This window comes from Bradyrhizobium sp. Pa8 (assembly GCF_052588265.1).
This window is the reverse complement of record NZ_CP176767.1, coordinates 2,108,481-2,128,397: the sequence shown is the minus strand read 5'-3', so window position 1 is coordinate 2,128,397 and position 19,917 is coordinate 2,108,481. Positions and strand designations below refer to the sequence as shown.

At 64.5% G+C, this 19,917-nt stretch carries 17 protein-coding genes; 7 read left to right on the top strand and 10 right to left on the bottom strand.

Features of this window, described 5'->3' with window-relative positions; all coding sequences use genetic code 11:
* Nucleotides 1-83: 83 nt before the first annotated feature.
* Nucleotides 84-596, bottom strand: coding sequence for a cupin domain-containing protein (locus ACKWRH_RS09660; protein ID WP_014497473.1), 513 nt, complete (start codon nucleotides 594-596; stop codon nucleotides 84-86).
* Nucleotides 597-724: 128 nt separating this feature from the next.
* Between ACKWRH_RS09660 and ACKWRH_RS09655 the strand changes: the two genes are divergently transcribed.
* Nucleotides 725-943: a CsbD family protein gene (locus ACKWRH_RS09655; protein ID WP_028148583.1), complete on the top strand. Its 219-nt coding sequence runs from the start codon at nucleotides 725-727 to the stop codon at nucleotides 941-943.
* Nucleotides 944-1,102: 159 nt separating this feature from the next.
* Here ACKWRH_RS09655 and ACKWRH_RS09650 read toward each other — a convergent pair whose 3' ends face one another.
* On the bottom strand, nucleotides 1,103-1,567 hold the full coding sequence (locus ACKWRH_RS09650) for an FKBP-type peptidyl-prolyl cis-trans isomerase (RefSeq protein WP_028148582.1): 465 nt from the start codon (nucleotides 1,565-1,567) through the stop codon (nucleotides 1,103-1,105).
* A 67-nt stretch (nucleotides 1,568-1,634) separates the two neighbouring features.
* The gene (ggt, locus tag ACKWRH_RS09645; RefSeq protein WP_445220318.1) at nucleotides 1,635-3,221 is read right to left on the bottom strand and encodes a gamma-glutamyltransferase; all 1,587 of its coding nucleotides are present in this window, start codon (nucleotides 3,219-3,221) and stop codon (nucleotides 1,635-1,637) included.
* Nucleotides 3,222-3,443: 222 nt separating this feature from the next.
* Between ggt and trhO the strand changes: the two genes are divergently transcribed.
* Both trhO and ACKWRH_RS09635 read left to right on the top strand, forming a co-directional pair.
* A complete protein-coding gene (gene trhO, locus ACKWRH_RS09640; RefSeq protein ID WP_445220317.1) occupies nucleotides 3,444-4,211 on the top strand; it encodes an oxygen-dependent tRNA uridine(34) hydroxylase TrhO in 768 nt (255 codons plus the stop codon).
* Nucleotides 4,201-4,419, top strand: a complete 219-nt coding sequence (locus tag ACKWRH_RS09635) for a SlyX family protein (protein WP_445220316.1) — start codon at nucleotides 4,201-4,203, stop codon at nucleotides 4,417-4,419. Before trhO ends, ACKWRH_RS09635 begins: the two co-directional genes overlap by 11 nt.
* 10 nt (nucleotides 4,420-4,429) lie before the next feature.
* On the opposite strand, the gene ACKWRH_RS09630 is transcribed toward ACKWRH_RS09635, so the two are convergent.
* Nucleotides 4,430-6,334 carry a diguanylate cyclase gene (locus tag ACKWRH_RS09630; RefSeq protein WP_445220315.1) on the bottom strand — a complete coding sequence of 635 codons (1,905 nt, stop codon included), beginning with the start codon at nucleotides 6,332-6,334 and terminating at the stop codon, nucleotides 4,430-4,432.
* 188 nt (nucleotides 6,335-6,522) lie between these two features.
* On the bottom strand, nucleotides 6,523-6,738 hold the full coding sequence (locus tag ACKWRH_RS09625; protein ID WP_014497480.1) for a hypothetical protein: 216 nt from the start codon (nucleotides 6,736-6,738) through the stop codon (nucleotides 6,523-6,525).
* 108 nt (nucleotides 6,739-6,846) lie between these two features.
* On the opposite strand from ACKWRH_RS09625, the gene hemE reads away from it, so the two are divergent.
* A complete protein-coding gene (hemE, locus tag ACKWRH_RS09620; protein ID WP_445220314.1) occupies nucleotides 6,847-7,881 on the top strand; it encodes a uroporphyrinogen decarboxylase in 1,035 nt (344 codons plus the stop codon).
* A 333-nt stretch (nucleotides 7,882-8,214) separates the two neighbouring features.
* On the opposite strand, the gene hemC is transcribed toward hemE, so the two are convergent.
* Genes hemC through ACKWRH_RS09605 form a run of 3 tightly spaced genes read right to left on the bottom strand, consistent with a single transcriptional unit; the run spans nucleotide 8,215 to nucleotide 11,487 of the window.
* Nucleotides 8,215-9,195 (bottom strand): hydroxymethylbilane synthase, encoded by a 981-nt coding sequence (gene hemC / locus ACKWRH_RS09615; RefSeq protein WP_445220313.1) that lies wholly within the window; start codon nucleotides 9,193-9,195, stop codon nucleotides 8,215-8,217.
* A 25-nt stretch (nucleotides 9,196-9,220) separates the two neighbouring features.
* The gene (locus ACKWRH_RS09610; protein ID WP_445220312.1) at nucleotides 9,221-10,843 is read right to left on the bottom strand and encodes a GMC family oxidoreductase; all 1,623 of its coding nucleotides are present in this window, start codon (nucleotides 10,841-10,843) and stop codon (nucleotides 9,221-9,223) included.
* A 53-nt stretch (nucleotides 10,844-10,896) separates the two neighbouring features.
* Nucleotides 10,897-11,487, bottom strand: a complete 591-nt coding sequence (locus ACKWRH_RS09605) for a TetR/AcrR family transcriptional regulator (RefSeq protein ID WP_445220311.1) — start codon at nucleotides 11,485-11,487, stop codon at nucleotides 10,897-10,899.
* Between the two features lie 100 nt (nucleotides 11,488-11,587).
* On the opposite strand from ACKWRH_RS09605, the gene ACKWRH_RS09600 reads away from it, so the two are divergent.
* The gene (locus ACKWRH_RS09600; RefSeq protein ID WP_445220310.1) at nucleotides 11,588-11,953 is read left to right on the top strand and encodes a nuclear transport factor 2 family protein; all 366 of its coding nucleotides are present in this window, start codon (nucleotides 11,588-11,590) and stop codon (nucleotides 11,951-11,953) included.
* A gap of 16 nt (nucleotides 11,954-11,969) precedes the next feature.
* Here ACKWRH_RS09600 and ACKWRH_RS09595 read toward each other — a convergent pair whose 3' ends face one another.
* Nucleotides 11,970-16,385 (bottom strand): autotransporter domain-containing protein, encoded by a 4,416-nt coding sequence (locus ACKWRH_RS09595; protein WP_445220309.1) that lies wholly within the window; start codon nucleotides 16,383-16,385, stop codon nucleotides 11,970-11,972.
* Between the two features lie 595 nt (nucleotides 16,386-16,980).
* Here ACKWRH_RS09595 and ACKWRH_RS09590 point away from each other — a divergent pair.
* Nucleotides 16,981-18,942, top strand: coding sequence for a putative bifunctional diguanylate cyclase/phosphodiesterase (locus ACKWRH_RS09590; protein WP_445220308.1), 1,962 nt, complete (start codon nucleotides 16,981-16,983; stop codon nucleotides 18,940-18,942).
* 293 nt (nucleotides 18,943-19,235) lie between these two features.
* On the top strand, nucleotides 19,236-19,385 hold the full coding sequence (locus ACKWRH_RS09585; protein WP_193375987.1) for a hypothetical protein: 150 nt from the start codon (nucleotides 19,236-19,238) through the stop codon (nucleotides 19,383-19,385).
* A 6-nt stretch (nucleotides 19,386-19,391) separates the two neighbouring features.
* On the opposite strand, the gene ACKWRH_RS09580 is transcribed toward ACKWRH_RS09585, so the two are convergent.
* Nucleotides 19,392-19,835: a DoxX family protein gene (locus ACKWRH_RS09580; RefSeq protein WP_445220307.1), complete on the bottom strand. Its 444-nt coding sequence runs from the start codon at nucleotides 19,833-19,835 to the stop codon at nucleotides 19,392-19,394.
* Between the last annotated feature and the right edge of the window lie 82 nt (nucleotides 19,836-19,917).

The following is a 19,917-nucleotide window of genomic DNA, read 5'->3' as shown; positions in this document are numbered from 1 at the left end:
GCCATCCGACACCGCTTCCGGATATTTTTTGAAGGCTGTGCCTGCGTGGTTCTGTCGCACAGAACCAGCAGGCTTTCAGGCCCTTACTTCTTCTCGTTGGGATCCCGGTGCACGGGATCGATCCACAGCACGGTCTCGGGCTTCTCAACCGGCTCGATGTCGAGGTTGATCGCGACCGCCTCGCCGTCGCTGCGCACCAGCACGCATTCCAGCACCTCGTCGGGGCTGGCATTGATCTCCTGATGCGGCACGTAAGGCGGGACGAAAATGAAATCGCCGGGGCCGGCCTCCGCGGTGAATTGCAGGCTCTCGCCCCAGCGCATCCGCGCCTTGCCCTTCACCACGTAGATGACGCTTTCGAGATGGCCGTGGTGATGCGCACCGGTCTTGGCGTCCGGCTTGATGCTGACCGTGCCCGCCCACAATTTCTGCGCGCCGACGCGCGCGAAATTGATCGCGGCCGCGCGGTCCATGCCCGCCGTCGACGGCACGTTGGTATCGAGCTGATTGCCGGGAATGACGCGCACGCCGTCATGTTTCCAGCGATCATCATGATCGTGGTCATGGTGGGAATGCGTGTGGTCATGGCCGGTCATGGGACTTGCTTTCTGTTGGTTCCGTGCGCGGCAAGCTAACCAAAGCGGGCCTATCAGGCCATACCCAAAATCGGAACTCTCGTAGTCGGCAGGCGTTGTTTTCGCGAGCCAACTGGAAGGAGAGTTTCATGGGTAGCACGAGCGACAAGATCAAGGGCACCGCCAACGAGGCCATCGGCAAGGCCAAGCAGGGCATCGGCGAAGCCACCGGTTCCGATCGCCTGAAGGGCGAAGGTGTGGTCCAGGAAGTGAAGGGCAAGGGCCAGCAGGCCATGGGCGACGCCAAGGACGCCGCGAAGGAAGCAATCGATCGCGCCGCGGCTGCGGCAAAGCGCGCGGCGGAGTGACGCGCGTCAATCTGAAAGCGAAAAGACCGGCCGCGAGGCCGGTCTTTTTGTTTGCTGAACTCTCCGTCATGGCCGGGCTTGTCCCGGCCATCCACGCCTTGCTGCGCAAAAAAACGTGGACGCCCACGCCCGGGCATGACGATGTGGAGAGAACGAACTTCACTTCACCGCGAGCAATTCCACGTCGAACATCAATGTCGCGTTCGGCGGGATCACGCCACCGGCGCCGCGGGCGCCGTAGCCGAGCTGCGGCGGGATGATCAGCGTGCGCTTGCCGCCGACCTTCATCGTGGCAACGCCCTCGTCCCAACCGGCGATGACACGGCCCTTGCCGATCGGAAACTCGAAGGGCTCGTTGCGGTCGACCGACGAGTCGAATTTCTTGCCCTTCTGGCCGTTCTCGTAGAGCCAGCCGGTGTAGTGCATCACGCAGATCTGGCCGGGCTTTGGCGAAGCGCCGGTGCCGACGACGCTGTCGATGGTCTGCAAGCCTGAAGCTGTTGTCATGGGTTTTCCTGCGGTCTGGGCCGATGCCGTGGTGGAGACGAATGTCGACACGCTGCCGATCACGGTGATCGCGAGTGCCGACATGATGGCGAGGAGTGCGCGCTGGAAACGCTGCATAGGAGACCTTCCGTTTGAGGCGGAAGGTGTCTAGCGCAACGAAGCAATCGTTTCCAGCCCTCGGCCCTTAATAGCCCAGCGCGCAGCCGTCCTTGCGCGGATCGGAACCGCCGGTGAGCGTGCCCTTGTCCCAGTCGATCCAGATCGCCTGCGCACCGCCGAGCGGGCCGACCACGCTGGTGGTCTTGTGGCCGAGCTTCTTCAGCCCTTCGACGATATCGGCAGGCACGCTGTCCTCGAGCTGGTACTGGCCCTCGTAGTGCAGACCGCGCGGCATGTCGATCGCCTCCTGCACGTCACAGCCGTAGTCGAGAATGTTGGTCACGACGTGGGTCTGGCCGACCGGCTGATATTGTCCGCCCATCACCGCGAACGGCATCACGGAGCGGCCGCCCTTGGTGAGGAGGCTCGGCATGATCGTGTGCAGCGGGCGCTTGCCCCCGGCGATGCAGTTGGGATGGCCGGGCTGGATGCGGAAACCGCCGGCGCGGTTCTGGAACAGCACGCCGGTCTTGTTCGAGACGATCGCCGAGCCGAAGGAATGCGCGATCGAATTGATGAACGAGCAGACGTTGCGATCTTTGTCCACAACCGTGATGTAGATGGTCGAGGGATTCATCGGCGGCGCGACGTTCGGCAGGTCGAGCATGCCGTCCATGCGGATCTTGCTGATGTATTCGTCGGCAAAGCCCTTCGCGAGCATTTCGGCGACGTCGATCTTCATATGCTCGGGATCGGCGACATGCATCTCGCGATTCATGTAGGCGATGCGCGCGGCTTCGGCTTCGAGATGGAAGCGCTCGATGCTGAGCGGCGCATACTTGGTCAGGTCGAACCGCGACAGGATGTTGAGCATCAAGAGCGCGGTGACGCCCGGGCCGTTCGGCGGGCACTGCCAGACGTCATAGCCCTTGTAATTCGTGCCGATCGGCGTCGTCGTCTCGGTGGTGTGGGCGGCGAAATCGTCGAGCGTGTGCAGGCCGCCGATCCCCCTGAGGGTCTCGACCATGTCCTCCGCGACCGCGCCCTTGTAGAAGGCATCGCGGCCGTCCTTGGCGATCGCGCGCAACGTCTTGCCGAGTTCGGCCTGGCGGATGACGTCGCCGGCGACCGGCGGCTTGCCCCCCGGCAACAGGTAACGCACGGTGTTGGTGCCACCCTTCAACTTCTCGAACTGGTTCTTCCAGTCGAAGGCGATGCGCGGGGCGACGACGTAGCCCTCTTCCGCCGCCTTGATCGCGGGTTGGAGCAGGCGGTCGAAGCCGAACTTGCCGTGATCGCGCAGCACGGTCGCGAAGGCGTCGATCACGCCGGGGATCGAGACCGCATGCGCCGAGGTCAGCGGCACGGAATTGATCTTGCGCTCGAGATACCAGTCGGCGTTCGCCGCCTTCGGGGCCCGGCCGGAGCCGTTATAGGCGATGATCTTGCCCTCGCCGCGCGGCTGGATCAGTGCAAAGCAATCGCCGCCGATGCCGGTCGATTGCGGCTCGATCACGCCGAGCAGCGCCGAACCCGCCACCGCCGCGTCCACCGCCGTGCCGCCCTCGCGCAGCACCTCGATCGCGGCCAGGGAGGCCTGCGGATGCGAGGTCGCGACCATCGCGTTGGTGGCGTGGACGGTGGACCTGCCGGGGAAATGGAAGTTTCTCATCGAAGTTCTGCTCTCTCAGGGCTCTCTTGGGGGGCTCTCTTGGGCCGTCGGCGCGGAGGGCGCGCCGTCTCGGAAAAACCGCGCCTACATGACACATTCCAGCCCGCCGGGGCAATGCTGGCATACCAGCGAAATAGCTGCCATCCGCTGGGCGTATAGACCTTTTGCCGTCCGGGACCATGCGGGTTTTCTGGGCGGCGGCCGCCTGCTAAACGAGCCGCCATGATCCACAAGGTCGCCGCCTTTTACCAATTCGCCGCCCTGCCCGATTACCGCGCGCTGCGCGAGCCGTTGCGCGCGTTCTGCGCAGGCCTCGCGCTCAAGGGCAGCGTGCTGCTCGCCCAGGAAGGTATCAACGGCACGATTGCGGGGGCGCCCGAGGCGATCGACGCCTTCGTCCGTGAGCTCGCGCACGGCACCCTGTTCGGCGGCCGGCTGAACAATCTCGAGCTGAAATTCTCGACCGCCGAGGCGATGCCGTTCGGCCGGCTCAAGGTGCGGCTGAAGAAGGAGATCGTCACGCTCGGCGACGAGGCCGCCGATCCGACGCGGCAGGTCGGCACTTACGTCGCGGCCGCCGAATGGAACGCGCTGATCGCAGCACCCGACACGCTGGTGCTCGACACCCGCAACGCCTTCGAGGTTGCGATGGGCACGTTCGAGGGCGCGGTCGACCCTGAGATCAAGAGCTTTGGCCAGTTCAAGGATTTTGCCGCCGAGCAGCTCGATCCGGCGAAGCACCGCAGGATCGCGATGTTCTGCACCGGCGGCATCCGCTGCGAGAAGGCGAGCGCGCATCTGCTCGCGCGCGGCTTTGCCGAGGTCTATCACCTCAAGGGCGGTATTCTCAAATATCTGGAAGAGGTGCCTGAGGCGCAGAGCCGCTGGCGCGGCGAATGTTTTGTATTCGACGAGCGCGTCGCACTCGGTCATGGCTTGCGCGAACGGGGCCTACGCGAACAAGAATTGGGGCACGGCCGTGACGAGTGACATCAAGACGCTGGGCGAGCGCATCGACACGCTGGAGACACGCGTCGCCTATCAGGACGATACGATCGAGACGCTCAACCAGACGATCACCGCGCAGTGGAAGCAGATCGACGCGCTGACGCGGAAGATCGCGGAGCTCGGCGAGCGACTTCAGGAAGCCGAGACGAATGCGCCGGGGCCTGCCAACGAGCCCCCGCCGCATTATTGAGGATGATGAGCTACAGCCCTGATGCCTTCGGCAGCAGGCTCGCCACCTCGACCGACATCATCAGGCGGTCGCGCCCACGCTGCTTCGCCGCATAGAGCGCCTGATCGGCAGCCTCGACGAGCGAGCCCACGCCGGCGGTGCGTTCCAGCGCGGGCCGGCAGGCCGCGCCGCCGAGTGAAGCTGTGACGCAGCCCGACGCGTGATGGGTGCTGTGGACGAGGCCCGCCTCGCGGATCGCCCGGCGGATCCGCTCGCCGATCCGCGCGCAGCCGGCGGCATCGGTGTTCGGCAGCAGCATGGCGAATTCCTCACCGCCGTAGCGCGCAGCCAGATCTCCGGCGCGCTGCATCTCGGCCGCGATGACCTTCGCCACCACGCGCAGACAGGCATCGCCTGCGGGGTGGCCGTACTCGTCGTTGTAGGCCTTGAAGTGGTCGACGTCGATCATCAGCAAGGCGAGGCTGGAGCGGTCGCGATAGGCGCGCGCCCATTCCTCCTTCAACCGTTCGTCGAAGCGGCGGCGGTTGGCGAGCCCGGTGAGGCTGTCCTCGATCGCGAGCGTCTCGAGCCTGGTCTCCAGCTTCTTCTGCTCGGTGATGTCGCGCGAGATCGCGACCACCCCGTCGACGTTGCCGTTTTCCTTGCGCGTCACCCGCATGGTCGATTCGAGCCAGACTTCCGAGTTTTGCCGATGCGCGTTGCGATAGGTGACGCGCGCCTCGTCCTTTTCGCCACGCTTCATGGCATCGACGAGCGCCTGGACCTGCGGCCGGTCATCCGCATGGATGCCGGCGAGCGCCGGCGTTCCGATCAGTTGATTGGGCCGCCAGCCGACGACGCGGACCGACGAGGGCGAGACATAGCGCAGCCGCTCGTCGAGCCCGATGCGGGTCACCATGTCGCTGGAGCCTTCCGCGAGCAGGCGGAAATGGGCCTCCTTCTCGACCAGGGCCGCGGCCATGCGCTGGCCCCGCTGCAACTGCCGCACCAGCACCGCGCCGATGACCGCGATCAGCACGACCAGCGCGAGCACGTAGAGCATGCGGGAGATCGCCGCGGCGCGCCAGGGCGCCAGCAGCTCGGCCTTGTCGACCATGGCAAGCAGGACGAGCGGATAACGGCCAGAGCGCTTGAAGAAGCTGACGCGCTCGGCGCCGTCCAGCGGCGACCTGAAATGGTATGCGCCGCCCGGCTGCTGCAGGCTCGCGTCGCGGAATAGCGGGGTGTCGGCGACGCTGCGGCCGACGAACCTGTCGTTGCTTGGATTGCGCGCGATGATCATGCCGTCGCCATGCACAAGCGCCACGGAGCTGTTGCGGCCGAGCTCGAACTGCTCGTAGAAATGCGCGAGGTAGTTGGCGCTGATGGTCGCAAGCACGACGCCGCCGAAACTGCCGTCCTGCTTGTTGAAGCGGCGCGACAGGGTGACGACCCATTCGCCATCGAGCTGGCTCCGCACCGGATGGCCAACATGAGGCTCCCGTTTCGGGGAGAGCTGGTGATGACGGAAGAAGGCGTCGTCGCTGAGCGTCGAGCCGATCGTGCCCGGCGAGGTCAACCAATTGCCCTGGTCGTCGATGATGGCGAGGCTGTGAATGCGCGCGATCGCCTTCTTGCGCGCCTCCAGCAGGTTCCTGAGCTTGGCGATCGTGGCGGGTTCGGCGCCGTCCATCTCCAGTCGGCTGACGACGCCGACGACGCCGGAATCCAGCAGGTCGAGGCTGTCCTCCGCATGCTGCGTCAGCGAGCGCGCGACATTCGCCATCTCGGTCTCGGCGCCCTTGAGCACGGCATCGCGCGCGGCCCATTCACGCCAGCCGCTGACGCCGAGGATGGTCGCGCAAGTGAGCACGACGAACGCCGCCGCGCGCAACGGCAGACGGCTCCATCCGGCTCTTTGTGAGGCGACGGTCATGCGGCAGAAAATCTCCGATCGCCGGAACTTCCACCGCTTCTGTTATTGAACCCTGAAACGCTTGCCGACATTCGCAGCGTTATGCGGGTTTTCCCGTACTCCTACGGACTGGAGCGTCGCTGGATCGCTAACAATGCGTTAGCGACGCTATCGGAAACCGGCGCCGCTGCGCTCGCCGAACATCGGCCTTAGCTGAAGATCGACTTAACCTTGTCCCAGAGCGAGGGACTGTCGGCATCCGCATCGGCCTTCGATGGTGTCGGCTGCGCAGCGCTGACGGGATCGGACGCAGGGAAGCTGTCCTCCAGCCCGGCTTCAAGCTTGGTATGGCGGTCGGCAGCCAGCGCCTTGCCAAGATCATCAGCGTGCTTGTCGTGCGGCGCGGGATTGAATGTCTCAGCCATGGAGTCCTCCTCGATTGGGAGGTCAACGCGGCGCATTTGCGCTGGTTCCACTGTTCCGCTCCGGCTCCCGGCGGTGTATCAGGAACCTCAATCTTGATAGGACCGTCCGTGCCCCAGTCTGCGACAAAGCCCTTCATCGACGTGCTCTCCGGCCAGCGCCAGGCTACCCCGCCCATGTGGATGATGCGGCAGGCCGGGCGCTATCTGCCGGAATATCGCGAGGTGCGGGCCAAGGCCGGCGGCTTCCTCGATCTCTGCTTCAACCCGGAGCTTGCCGCCGAAGTGACGCTGCAACCGATCCGCAGGTTCGGCTTCGATGCGGCGATCATCTTCTCCGACATCCTGGTGATCCCTTACGCGCTCGGCCGTTCCGTGCGGTTCGAGGTTGGCGAGGGTCCGCGGCTGGAGCCGCTGGATGATCCCGCAAAAGTCGCGACACTCGCCGCGCACGCCGACTTCGGCAAGCTCAAGCCGGTGTTCGAGGCGCTCAGAATCGTGCGCGGTGCGCTCGATCCCAAGACCGCACTGATCGGCTTCTGCGGGGCGCCGTGGACGGTGGCGACCTACATGGTCGCAGGCCAAGGCACGCCCGACCAGGCGCCGGCAAGGATGATGGCCTACCGGCACCCGGAGGCGTTTGCGAAAATCATCGACGTGCTCGTGGAGAACTCGATCGAATATCTGCTGGCGCAGCTCGCGGCCGGTGCCGATGCGTTGCAGATCTTCGACACCTGGGCTGGCGTGCTGCCGCCAGCCGAGTTCGCGCGCTGGTCAGTCGAGCCGACCCGGCGCATCGTCGAAGGCGTGCGCGCAAAAGTGCCCGACGCAAAGATCATCGGTTTTCCGCGCGGCGCCGGCGCGCAACTGCCCGGTTATGTCGAAGCGACCGGCGTCAATGCCGTCAGCATCGACTGGACCGCCGAGCCGGCCTTCATCCGCGAGCGCGTGCAGAGCCGCGTCGCCGTGCAGGGCAATCTCGATCCGCTGGTGCTGATCACGGGCGGCGCTGCGCTCGATCGCGCGGTGGACAACGTGCTGGCGAACTTTGCTGCCGGGCGCTTCATCTTCAATCTCGGCCACGGCATCCAGCCGGAAACGCCGATCGCCCATGTCGAGCAGATGCTGAAGCGCGTGCGGGGCTGAGGGACGAGCGGTCTCTCCACAGTGTCATGGCCGGGCATAGTCGTCCGAAGGACGGCGTTGCTTCCGCTAGCCTATGTCCCGGCCATCCACGCCTAACCACGCAGCACGAAGAACGTGGATACAAGCCCGGGCATGACGGCCTCTTGTGGTCGGCTCAAACAAAAAACGCGAAAACAACCCCATGCACAGTAGGGAGACCACGCCCGATCAATGACTTAGAGGGCATTGAAATCAGATGCGCGGTCATCGCGCTAGATTGCGCCGACGTTTGACACGTCGGGCAAAACAGGAGCAGGATGGCATCATCCCGCCGATTGCGATTTCACAGGCCAGCTAGCGCGGCCGGCTGCGCTCGATGATCTCGGCGGCGCCCTTCGTCAGCAGGTCCAGTCCCACCGCACGGCCGAGCTCGCGCGGGCGGTTGGCGGGGCCCGTGTGCGAGGCTTCGATGATGGTGTTGCCGGAGAGGTCGAGCACGGACGCCGTCAGCGACATCCGATCGCCTGCGATGGTCGAAAAACCCGCCACCGGCGAATTGCAGTGGCCGTTGAGCACCCACAGCACCTCGCGCTCGGCATCGGCAGAAGCGTGCGCGGAGGGATCGTCGATCGATGCCAGGATCTGCCGCGTCTGCCAGTCCTGAGCAGCACATTCCACGGCGACGATGCCCTGCCCTGCCGCGGGCAGCATCTCCGCCGCTGAGAATTCATAGGCGATCCGGTGAGAGAGGCCGACGCGGTCAAGGCCGGAACGCGCCATGATCAGCGCATCGGCGGGACCAACCGCGCCGCCATCCGGCAACTTCTGCCTCTCGCCATTGTCGAGTTTTCGCACGCGGGTGTCGGCGGCGCCGCGGAAGTGGATCACTTCGACATCGGGAAACAGCCGCCGCGCATAGGCGGCGCGACGCACGGCGTTGGTGCCGATCTTGAAACCCTTGCCGCGCGACTGGCGCAGCGCTTCCAGCGTCACCCCATCGCGCAGTACCAGCGCATCGCTGGGCGGATCACGCGACAGGGTGGCGCCGATGACGAGACCGGGCGTGTCCTCGTTGCCGGGCATGTCCTTCAGCGAATGCATCGCCGCCTGCAATTCGCCGGAGAGCACGGCAGCGCGGATCTGCGCCACGAACGCGCCGCCCTTTCCGCCATGCGGCAGCAGCTTGCTGGTCTGATCGAGATCGCCCGTGGTGTCGAACTTGACGATCTCGACATCGAGATCGGGCATGGCGGCGGTCAGGCGGCGCGCAATCTCTTCCGTCTGCGCCAGCGCCATCGCGCTCTTGCGTGTGCCGATCTTCAGTCGCGTAGCCAAGTCGAATGTCCTTTCAGCGCAACGTTTAGCGCGCATCCTCCAATATCATGTCGGAGGCCTTTTCGGCGATCATGATGATCGGCGCGTTGGTATTTCCCGAGACGAGGTCCGGCATGATCGAGCCGTCGACCACACGAAGGCCTTCGAGCCCCCTCACCTTCAGCCGCTGATCCACCACCGCCAGCGCGTCATTGCCCATACGACAGGTCGAGGTCGGATGGTAGATGGTGCTGCCGCGCTCGCGGCAATAATCGAGCAGCTCTCCATCCGTGGATACCTTCGCGCCGGGATCGTACTCATTGACCACGAACGGCTTCAGCGCCGGCGCATTCAGGATCTTGCGCAGGATCTTCAGACCTTCGACATTGGTGGTGCGATCGGTCTCGGTCGACATGTAGTTGATGCGGATTTCCGGCGGCACCGTCGGGTCCGCGCTCTTGATGCGCAAGGTCCCGCGGCTTTCGGGCCGGACCTGGCACACCGACGCCGTGAACCCGGAAAAATCATGCAGCCTCTCTCCCATCTTGTCGGTCGAGAACGGCAGGAAATGCACCTGGATGTCGGGCGACGCCAGCCGCGGATTGGTCTTGAAGAACGCGCCCGCCGTGCCGGCCGCGATCGTCAGCCAGCCCTTCCGGAACAGCGCATAGCGCGCACCGGCCAGCGTGCGGCGGAACGGATTGTTGACGGTGTCGTTCAGCGTGATCTTCTGCGAGCAGCGCATCACGATGCGGACCTGCATGTGGTCCTGGAGATCGTGGCCGACGCCCGGCGCGTCCAGCACGACATCGATGCCGTGCTTGCGCAGGAGATCGGCAGGGCCGACGCCGGAGAGCTGAAGAAGCTGCGGCGAGTTGTAGGCACCGCTCGACAGCACGACCTCCTTGCGCGCACGGGCGCGGCGCAGGGTTGTGCCTTGCCGATACTCGACGCCGACCGCCCGGCGGCCCTCTAACAGCACGCGCTGGCCGAGCGCCTCGGTCTCGATCCTGAGATTGCCGCGCGTCTTCGCGGGGCCGAGATAGGCCACCGCCGTCGAGGCACGGCGGCCGTTGCGCGTCGTGGTCTGGAACAGGCCGACGCCTTCCTGCGTGGCACCGTTGAAGTCGGGATTGTAGGGCAGACCGGTCTCGACCGCGGCGTCGATGAAAGCCTTCGACAGCGGATCGGTCACGACCATGTTGGAGACCGGCAGCGGTCCGCCGCTGCCGTGATATTGATCGGCGCCGCGCGCCTGGTTCTCGGCCTTCTTGAAATAGGGCAGCACGTCGTCATAGCCCCAGCCGGCGTTGCCGTGCTGGCGCCAGCGATCGTAATCCTCGTGCTGGCCGCGGACATAAAGCAGACCGTTGATCGAGCTCGATCCGCCCAGCGTCTTGCCGCGCGGCTGGAACACCTGGCGCCCCTTCAATTCGGGCTCCGGCTCGGTCTGGTACATCCAGTTGACGGTCTTTTCCTTGAACAGCTTTCCGTAGCCGAGCGGCACGTGGATCCAGATGTTGGAATCCTTCGGCCCGGCCTCGAGCAGCAGCACGCTGTGCTTGCCGTTCGCAGAGAGCCTGTTGGCGAGCACGCAACCGGCGGAACCGGCGCCGACGATGATGTAGTCGAACTCAGGATCGGACGGAGCAAGGGAATTTGCGTTCATGCGCTACTGTTCTTCTTGTTGGTGTGGGCGTTTCCAGTTCGTCACTAGCACAATCATGCGCGCAGACGCAGCGCCTCGACCAGCGACTTGAACGCACGGGCATATTCGGCCCCTGCCCTTGCGATATCCGCGCGCCCGGCGCAGGCGACCGCCGCCTCCGTCACCGCGCCAAGCAGCAGCCGCGCCAGCGGCTCGACCGGCTGTTTTGCGATGAGACCGGCCTCCATCGCCGCCGCAATCGCACGCGGCAGCTTGCCGCCAAAGTGTTTTGCGTCGATCTCGCGCCAGCGTTCCCACCCGAGCACCGCGGGGCCGTCCCGAAGGATGATCTGGCCGGTCGGACCTTTCGCGGTCGCGGCGAAATAATGCTGGGTGCCGGCGACCATCGCGGCGAGCACGTCCTTCTCTGCGCGCGCGGTACTGTCGATCTCGGCAACGAGGTCGCGCGAGACCAGGTCGAACACGGCCTCGAACACCGCCTCCTTGGTCTTGAAGTGATGATAGACCGCGCCCTTGGCGATGCCGGCGCCTTCCGCGATCTCGTCCATGGTGGTCGCGGAAAATCCTTGCGTCCCGAACAGGCGGCGCGCCGCCGTCAGGATCGCCTCCGATGTCGCTGCCCGCCGCTCCGCCTGCTTTGCCATGGGTCTCGTCTAATCGAATTCAGGCGAGGCGGCCAGTTGACTTTTCGACTACTGGTCAGTATTTACCGACTATCAGTCGGTTTTAATCGCGAGGTGATCCATGCCGAGCCGTGACGTCGTCGAAGCCTTTGCCAAGCGGCTGGAGAACGGGGAGTTTGTCGAAGCGATCGAGCAGTACTACACGCCCGATGCCGCGACCTATGAGAACAACGCCGCCCCGACGGTCGGCCGCGACAAGCTCGTCGCCAAGGAGCGCGGCGTGCTGGCGGCATCCAGGGAGGTCAAGGCTGTCCGCATCGGGCCGAGCCTGATCGAGGGCGATCACGTCGCCTCGCGCTGGATCTTCAGCTTCACCAACGCCGAAGGCGTCACCTGGAGGCTGGAGGAGATCGCCTGGCAGACCTGGCAAGGCGACAAGCTGATCGAGGAGCGGTTTTATTACGATCCGAAGCAGCTCGGGCGGTAGCGCCCCGAGATGCGCCTCACCAGGCGTAACGCACCACGCCCTTGCCGGCATAGCTGCGCGTGACGTTGGAGAACTCGCCCTCGAACGTCGCAGCCGCCGCCCAGCCGTTGAGCCATTTCTTCTCGGCTGATGCGGTGACCAGCGCCGTCTCCGATGCCATCGCGGCGCCGTTCACGACGAAGCTGGCGCCGGGCAAGGTCTGGAACGTGGCCCCGATCGCACGGTTGGAATTGAAGTCGTGTGCCCAGGCGACACGCCCGCGCAGCGTGACGATGCCGTCATTCTGAGCGAACGCCTTGTCGGTGCGCAGGCCAAGCTCGCTGCGGGTGTCGGTGACGCTCTTGGCGCCATAGGCGAGCGCGAACTGGTTGCTGCCGCTGATCGCCTGCTCGGCATAGGCCGGCAGGTCGAACGCCGTGACCTGCGCCGCCGCGTAGGGCGTCAGGCCGATGCCTTGGGAGACGAAGCGATAGCCGCCTTCGAGCCGGCCCGACCAGGCATTGGCGTTGAACTCGGCGCGCAGGCGATCGACGCCGGCAACGGTCACGGTGCGGTCGGTGACGATGTCCTGCCAGCCATAGGCCAGCGCACCCGTGATGTAGGCGGGACCGGCATTGTGACGGAAGAACGCACCGGCCTGGAACAGGTCCGAGCGCCCGCCGCCGAGATTGTTGGCGACGGAGAAATTGGTGCCGCCGCCGGCGAGCGCGAAGCCGAGCAGCGTGTCGCGCGACAGGCGATAGTCCGCGCCGACCGCGGTCGCATAGAGGCTGCTCGTGGTGGTGTTGGAGCCGAGCGCATTGTTGCCGTCGGTCTGCTGCGAACCGCCGAAGCCGGCCGCCCAGACGCTCCAGCGCTGCTCGAAGGACTGCGCGACCGGCGCCTTGGTGTAGGCGGCCAGGGCATCGCGTGCACTCGCCGAGCGGCCCTTCCCGGTCGCCGCGTAAGCCATGCTCTCTTCGGCATACGCATTCGGCGCGCCGCCTGCGCTGACGGGATCGCCGCGTCCGGCGACGAACGGATCCGTCATCACGCCCATGAACTGGGTCATCGCGTTGAACGTCGTCTGCTGCGGCGCGCTGCCGACCTCCCCCGAGAGCTGCGTCAGCCCTGATGGCGTCAGGCCGCCGAACGCCATCGGGATCCCGCCGGTCGTGTTGAAGAAGTTGACGATCGCGTTGCCGACATTCTGCTGGTTGACGTTCAAGTTGCCGGATGGCGGCGCAAAGTTCAGCACGAGGTTCAGATAGGCGTGGGTGGTGTCATTGCTCACGCTGATGCTGAAGCCCGCAGGCAGGCCAAGGCTGAGGACGGTGGGATTGAACGCGCCGGTGATGCTGCCCGCGGTGAGGATCGTGTATTGCTTCGCGACGTAGCTGCCGGCCGCGAAGTTGGCACCGAGAGTCGCGCCGCCGAGATTCGCATTGCCAGTCACGATGCCGGAGGTGGACGTCGCCGGGGTCACTTCCACGAGGTAGGTCGCGGCCGCCGCCAAGACGAGGCTTCCGGAGACGGTCATGGACCCACCGACCACGCCGCCGCCAGGCGTGAAGAGGCCACCGTTGACGGTGAGATTCCCGACGGTGCCGACGCCCAGGAGTGAGCCGCTGTTCAATGTCGTCATCGACGAACTGGCAATGGAGCCATTGACCATGAGCAGGCCGCCGTTGATCGTGGTCGTCCCGGTGTAGCCGCTGGTGCCCGTCAACCCCTCTGCGACGCCGCTGGAAATAATCAGATTGCCGCTGCCCTGGATCGCGCCGGCAAAGACCTGCGTGCCACCCGAGATCGTCAGCGTCTTGGCGCCGAGGTTCACGGTGCTGCCGCTGACACCCGAGAGGCCTGCAACCGAAAGCCCGGTGGTGACGCCGGAGATATCGAGCGTGCCCGCCGCATTGGTGAGGCTCACCGCGCCGCCGATGGTGCCACTGCCGGTCACGGACATCGTGCCGCCCGCGATCGTCACCGCTCCACCGATCGTGCCGCCGTTGTTGAACGTGCCGCCTGTCATGCTGACTGTGCTGGAGAACGTGGCCCCGTTAATCACGCTGCCCGCAGAGATCGTCGCCGCACCGGAGACCGTTCCAGAGTTGAAGAAACTGCCACCATTATTGTTCAATGTCGTGATCGAACTGAGATTGTTGTTGCTGAACGATCCGGAGGTGTTGATCACGCCGGCCATGGCAGCGTTGTTGTTCACAAGGCCGCCGTTGTTGGTGGTGGTGCCCTGAATCTGTCCGTTGAAGTTGTTGAGGTTGCCGCCCGTCAGGTTGACCGTGCTGGCTACCGTACCGTAGTTCGTCAAGGTACCCGCCGAGACGGTCGCGGCGCCGGAGATCGTTGCGCCGATAGCGTTGCTGAAACTGCCGGTGCCGTTGTTGTTCAGCGTCGTGATCGAACCGCCGCTATTATTACTGAAGATGCCTGTCGTGTTGGTCACGCCGGCCATCGCGGCATTGTTGTTCACCGTGCCGCCGTTGTTGGTGGTCGCGCCCTGGACCTGGCCGCCGGCGTTGTTCGTGAACGTGCCGCCCGTCAGGCCGAGCGTGCTGGAGAACGTGCCGGCGCTGGTCACGGTGCCGCCCGAAATCGACGACGCGCCCGAGACGGTTCCGGTGTTGCCGAACGTGCCCCCGGTGTTGGTCAGCGATGCGATCGTGCCGTTGTTGGTCGCGGTCGCCGAGTTGCTCACCGCACCCGCGGTGCCGCTGGTGTTGTTGAACGTGCCGGTGCCGCTGTTGCCAACTGCGGCGAACGTGCCACCGCTGTTCGTAACCGTGCCGCCGGTGATCGTCGTCGCGCCGGTGACCGACGCACCAAACGCATTGGCGAACGTGCCGCCGCTGACGCTCAGCGTGGTCACCGATCCGAAGTTGTTGTTGTTGAACGTCCCCGATTGGTTGACGACGCCGGCCATGGCCGCGCCGTTGTTCACCAGGCCGCCATTGTTGGTGGTCGTCCCCTGCACCTGGCCGGTGGGGTTGTTCTGGAACGTACCGCCAGTCAAACCAAGCGTGCTGGAGAGCGTGCCGGCATTGGAGATGAAGCCGGACGAGATCGTGGCTGCGCCCGACACCGTGCCGCTCGCCGCGTTGATGAACGAGCCGCCGTTGTTGTTCAGCGTTGTGATCGTCCCACTGTTGCCGAACGTGCCCGACGTACTGATCACGGCGGCCATCGTCCCGAAGTTGTCCACCGTGCCGCCGTTGTTCGTGGTCGTGCCCTGAACCTGGCCGCCGGTGTTGTTGGTGAACGAGCCGCCCGTTACGCCGATCGTGCTGGAGAACGTCCCGGCGTTGGTCACGGTGCCGCCGGAGATCGTCGCCGCGCCGGAGACCGTTGCGCCGCTCGCGTTCGTGAAGGTGCCGCTGCTGTTGCTCAGCGTCGTGATCGAACCGCCGCTGTTGTTGTTGAACGTCCCGGTGTTGGTCACCGGCCCCATGGCGCCGGTGTTGGTGACGATGCCGGCGTTGCTCAGGTTGCCGGTCACGGTACCGCCGTTGTTCACGATGGTCGCGTTGGCATTGTTCGTCAGACCGCCGTTGGCGTTGAGGGTCGTGCCCGCGTTGACCACGATGCCTCCGGCCGGATCGGTGCCCGAATTCGTGATCAGTCCGGCGACGGTGTACGAGCCGCTGGAAAAAAACAGGACAGACGTGGCGGTGCTGTTGTTGAACGTGCTGTCGCTGGTGACCGTGCCGAAGATTTCGAAGAGGCCGCCGGTGCTGTTGTCGATCGCGCCGTTGAACGCGCCGGCATGGGCACCGATCGAGCCGATGTTGGTCACCCCGCCATTGGTTGAACCGGCCGTCTGGATGTAGCCGAAAAAGTTGGTCAGACCGCCGTTCAGCGTGCCCGAATTATGCGTGACGCCATTGTTGGCGAGGCCGCCATTTTGCGTGCCGGTGTTGTCGTAGGTCGCGCTCATATTCGTAACGGACACGGCAGATGTCAGGGTGCCGCTGTTGACCAAGGTGCCACCGCTGACGCTCGTCGTCGTGAACGAGTTGGTCCCACTCAGGGTCAGCGTGCTGGCGCCGGCCTGTGAGATGCCCGCTCCCGTCATGTTGTTGCTGATCGAGATGCTCTGATTGGTATTGGCGTTGTTGACGAGGTTCGGTCCGGCGCCGTTGAAGTTCACGTCGGAGCCCGACACGGCATAGTTGCTGGCGTTTGCTCCGAACGTCCACGAATCCGGGGTGATCGGGCCGGCAGTGACCGTGATGGTCGCACTGCCCCCTCCGTTGAATTGAGCGGACTGGCCGGCATTGATCGGCGGAGCGCCCGCCGGCGGATTCGACCAGTTCGTGTCGAGATTATAATCGCTGGTGGCTGTCGAGTTGCCGAAGCCGTGCCACACACTCTGGGCCTGAGCCGAAACTGAAAACAGGCAGCTCGCCAAGGCTGAGCTCGCGAGCAGCAGACGCTTCATTCCCATTCCAACCACCGGCAATTCCAAAATTGCAAAAATTCGCGCTGAGATAGAGTAAAGGGAACCTTAAGTTCACACTATGTCCGATGAGCAACACTGGGCGGCAATCGGATACCAACCGCTGTATTTCGTCGCACAAGGCGGCGATGAAGCGACGTTCGTGCGCTCAGTGAGAACCGTGACAGGCTTGGCGCTGCGATGAGCGGATCGAGGAGCGGCTGCGGCTCGAAGCAGCCGGGGTGGTCACTGCGCCTCCCAAATACAGGTGTCATCGCCCGCCTTGTGCGCGCTTGCGCACTGGGGCGGGCGATCCAGTACTCCGAGACGTTTGTGAATCCTTGATAGGCCGCGGCATACTGGATGCCCCGGTCAAGCCGGGGCATGACAGCGAGCTCGTGGCGAACGTGCGCCTCTCGTTACAGCCGTAACGCGAGGCGCCGCATTTGTATCGATTTGTTATCGATACTGCGCGCGAACACGCAGAAGTGGTCACGGCGGGCGTGGTGAACGGGGATAATTCATAGTTCGTCAAAGGTTTGCGGCGAATTCTCCCGATCGAGCCGAACAAGAACGGCCCATGCTGCTAGGCCCTGTAATGCGGACTCAACTGACCAGCTATGTCGCGCGGCTGTTCGCCGGCGATCTGTCGGCCTTTGGCGGTCCTGCAACCGACGAGGCCGTCGCCGGACATATCCGCGCCGACCAGATGTCACTGGTGCTCGGCTATTCCGTCGGCATCATGCTGGCCAATGCCTGCAACGCGGCCGTGCTCGCCATCGCGCTCTGGCATTCGCCGGACTGGAAATTTGCGCTGGCCTGGGCCACGATCGTGGCCGGCGCCGCGATTGCATTCGGCCTGCAATCCCATGCTTCGCGCCGGATCACAAAACCGCAATTCGTTTCGCGCCGGGCGATGCACCGGCTGGTGCGCAACGCCTTCGTGCTCGGCGTCGCCTGGGGCATCGTCCCGGTCGCCTTCTTCGCGAATGCCGCGACCGGCGGCCAGCTCGTCATCACCTGCCTTTGCTCGGGAATGCTGGCCGGCGGCGCGCTGGCCTTCGCCACGATCCCGATTGCGGCCATCGCCTTCACGAGCCCCATCTTCGTCGGCATCGCCATCTGCCTCGGCCGCGACGGCGATCCCGCCTATGTGCTGATGGCCATCCTGGTGGTGGTTTACGGCAGCGTGCTGCTGCGCGCGGTGTTCGTCAATTCATTCGCGTTCGCACGGCGCGTGATCCGGCAGATCGAGGCCGAGCGCACGGTCCGGCAGGATCCCCTCACGCTGTTGCCCAACCGCTTCGCCTTCAACGAGACGCTCGAAGCGGCGCTCCGGCGGCTGGCCCTGTCCGGCGAGGAGTTCGCGGTGCTCCTGCTCGACCTCGACCGCTTCAAGGAGGTCAACGACAAGTTCGGCCACCCCGCCGGCGACGAATTCCTGGTCCAGGTCGCAAGCCGGCTGCAACGCTGCACGCGCGCCGCCGAGCACGCCGCGCGAATTGGCGGCGACGAGTTCGCGCTGGTGATGGCCAATCTGGCGCGGCCGGAGGATGCGCTCGAGATCGCCGAACGCTTCGTCGCGGCCTTCGACGAACCGTTCCAGATCGAGGGCCGCCAGATCGTCGGCGCAACCAGCGTCGGCATCGTGCTGGCGCCGCGCGACGGCACCACGCAGCTCGACATCATGAAGAATGCCGACGCCGCGCTGTATCGCGCCAAGAAGGCAGGTCCCGGCACGGTCTGCTTCTTCGAGGAAGCCGATGACAGGGTGTCACGCGATCGCAAGGCGCTGCAGGCGGACCTCGAAGGCGCCATCGCCAGGGACGAGCTGTTCCTGGTGTTCCAGCCGTTCCTCGATCTCGGCGAGAACCGCATCACCGGATTCGAGGCGCTGCTGCGCTGGCAGCATCCCCGGCGCGGACTGGTGCCGCCGAGCGAATTCATCCCGATCGCCGAGGAGACCGGGCTGATCCACGAGATCGGCGAATGGGTGATCCGGCGTGCCTGCGCGACGCTTTCGGACTGGCCGGAGGACGTCAGGGTCGCCGTGAACTTCTCTGCCGCGCAGTTTCACAGCACCGGCATCCTCCAGACAATCGTGCAGGCGCTCGCGGACGCGGAGGTCGCCCCGCACCGGCTCGAGATCGAGATCACGGAATCGATGCTGCTGTCGAAATACGGCTCCGCGGCGTCGATCCTGAACGCGCTGCTCGAGCTCGGCATCACGGTGGCGCTGGACGATTTCGGCACCGGCTTCTCCTCGCTGACCTATCTGCGCAAGCTGCCGTTCAGCCGTATCAAGATCGACCAGTCCTTCATCCGCGACATGCTGGTGCAGCCCGACTGCGCCGCAATCGTGAAGTCTGTGATCTCGCTGGCGCGCGACCTGCGCATCGGCGTGGTTGCCGAAGGCGTCGAAACCGTCGACCAGCTCGAATTTCTGCGCCAGTTCGGTTGCGACGAAGCGCAGGGCTATCTGATCAGCCGGCCGGTGTCGGTCGATGGCGTTCTGGCGCTGCTGAACACGAGGAAGCTGCGGGCGACCTACGCGGCGTAGGGCAATACTCGCAAGTGTGAGGGGGTCCGCTTCCAGCGGTGAAGCAGACTCGCGCAAGGCAGAATGTCCTCAAGCCGGCCTTTGCAAATGATCGCTACCGGGCAGGTTCTGCGTCCCGCGCCAGTCTTCGCGGCCATAGAGTTGGTCTGCCTCCCTGACCTAAGGCTGCCCGCCTGTTGAGCGCGCTTTTCCGAGTGTTTCGGCGCGCTACCACTCTCAAGACGGCTTGCCGTGTCGGCCCCATTAAGCAACACTTGCCGCATTTCAGAGTAGATATTTTCAAGGGGCACATCATGCCTGAGATATTGGAAGTCGTACTGTGGTGTGCCGCGCTTGCGACATGGCTGATGCTTCTCTTCGCCCTCGTGAGCAAGACCCTGAAGCAGCTCTCAAAGAGCATCCGACGCGCGATAGAGGAAGCTTTCAAGCCCGACTTGAAGTGATGCCGGCTACGATGCCCGATCGAAACTGAACCGGCCTGCTCCGGTGACGAAGATCAACATCGCGCCTCCCATGATCGAGATATTCTTCAAGAAGTGGTTGTATTGACCGATCTGCTGCGCACCCGCGGGATACTCCCAGTAGCGGTGCGCAATAGCCGTTGCCGCCAATACGAACACAAACGTCAGGATTGCGCAGTAGCGCGTACCGACGCCCAATATCAAGCCAACGGATATCAGTACTTCCAGTACGATGGTCGTCATCGTGAACAGCTCAGGCGCTGGAAGGTTCAGGGACCTGAAATAACCGACAGAGCCGCTGAAGTTGGATATTGCTCCATACGCGCTTCCGACGAATACCCACGCGAGGAGAATGCGGCCGATCAAAATCAGCGCGTCAGCTCGCCCTGTGGCGAACGCATCGACTCCCAGCGAGACAGAATTGGATTTCATGGCAGAATCTCCACCCTTGCTGTCCAAGACCGGCTGAACACTTTTATTGCCGAGAGCAAACCTATCATGATTGGTGGACCGC

Coding starts and splice junctions, on each gene's coding strand:
- ACKWRH_RS09610 (WP_445220312.1), bottom strand. CDS start 10,843: ATGAACGCAAATTCCCTTGCTCCGTCCGATCCTGAGTTCGACTACATC.
- ggt (WP_445220318.1), bottom strand. CDS start 3,221: ATGAGAAACTTCCATTTCCCCGGCAGGTCCACCGTCCACGCCACCAAC.
- ACKWRH_RS09590 (WP_445220308.1), top strand. CDS start 16,981: ATGCGGACTCAACTGACCAGCTATGTCGCGCGGCTGTTCGCCGGCGAT.
- ACKWRH_RS09585 (WP_193375987.1), top strand. CDS start 19,236: ATGCCTGAGATATTGGAAGTCGTACTGTGGTGTGCCGCGCTTGCGACA.
- ACKWRH_RS09595 (WP_445220309.1), bottom strand. CDS start 16,385: ATGAAGCGTCTGCTGCTCGCGAGCTCAGCCTTGGCGAGCTGCCTGTTT.
- ACKWRH_RS09650 (WP_028148582.1), bottom strand. CDS start 1,567: ATGCAGCGTTTCCAGCGCGCACTCCTCGCCATCATGTCGGCACTCGCG.
- ACKWRH_RS09600 (WP_445220310.1), top strand. CDS start 11,588: ATGCCGAGCCGTGACGTCGTCGAAGCCTTTGCCAAGCGGCTGGAGAAC.
- ACKWRH_RS09660 (WP_014497473.1), bottom strand. CDS start 596: ATGACCGGCCATGACCACACGCATTCCCACCATGACCACGATCATGAT.
- trhO (WP_445220317.1), top strand. CDS start 3,444: ATGATCCACAAGGTCGCCGCCTTTTACCAATTCGCCGCCCTGCCCGAT.
- ACKWRH_RS09605 (WP_445220311.1), bottom strand. CDS start 11,487: ATGGCAAAGCAGGCGGAGCGGCGGGCAGCGACATCGGAGGCGATCCTG.
- ACKWRH_RS09655 (WP_028148583.1), top strand. CDS start 725: ATGGGTAGCACGAGCGACAAGATCAAGGGCACCGCCAACGAGGCCATC.
- ACKWRH_RS09625 (WP_014497480.1), bottom strand. CDS start 6,738: ATGGCTGAGACATTCAATCCCGCGCCGCACGACAAGCACGCTGATGAT.
- ACKWRH_RS09630 (WP_445220315.1), bottom strand. CDS start 6,334: ATGACCGTCGCCTCACAAAGAGCCGGATGGAGCCGTCTGCCGTTGCGC.
- ACKWRH_RS09580 (WP_445220307.1), bottom strand. CDS start 19,835: ATGAAATCCAATTCTGTCTCGCTGGGAGTCGATGCGTTCGCCACAGGG.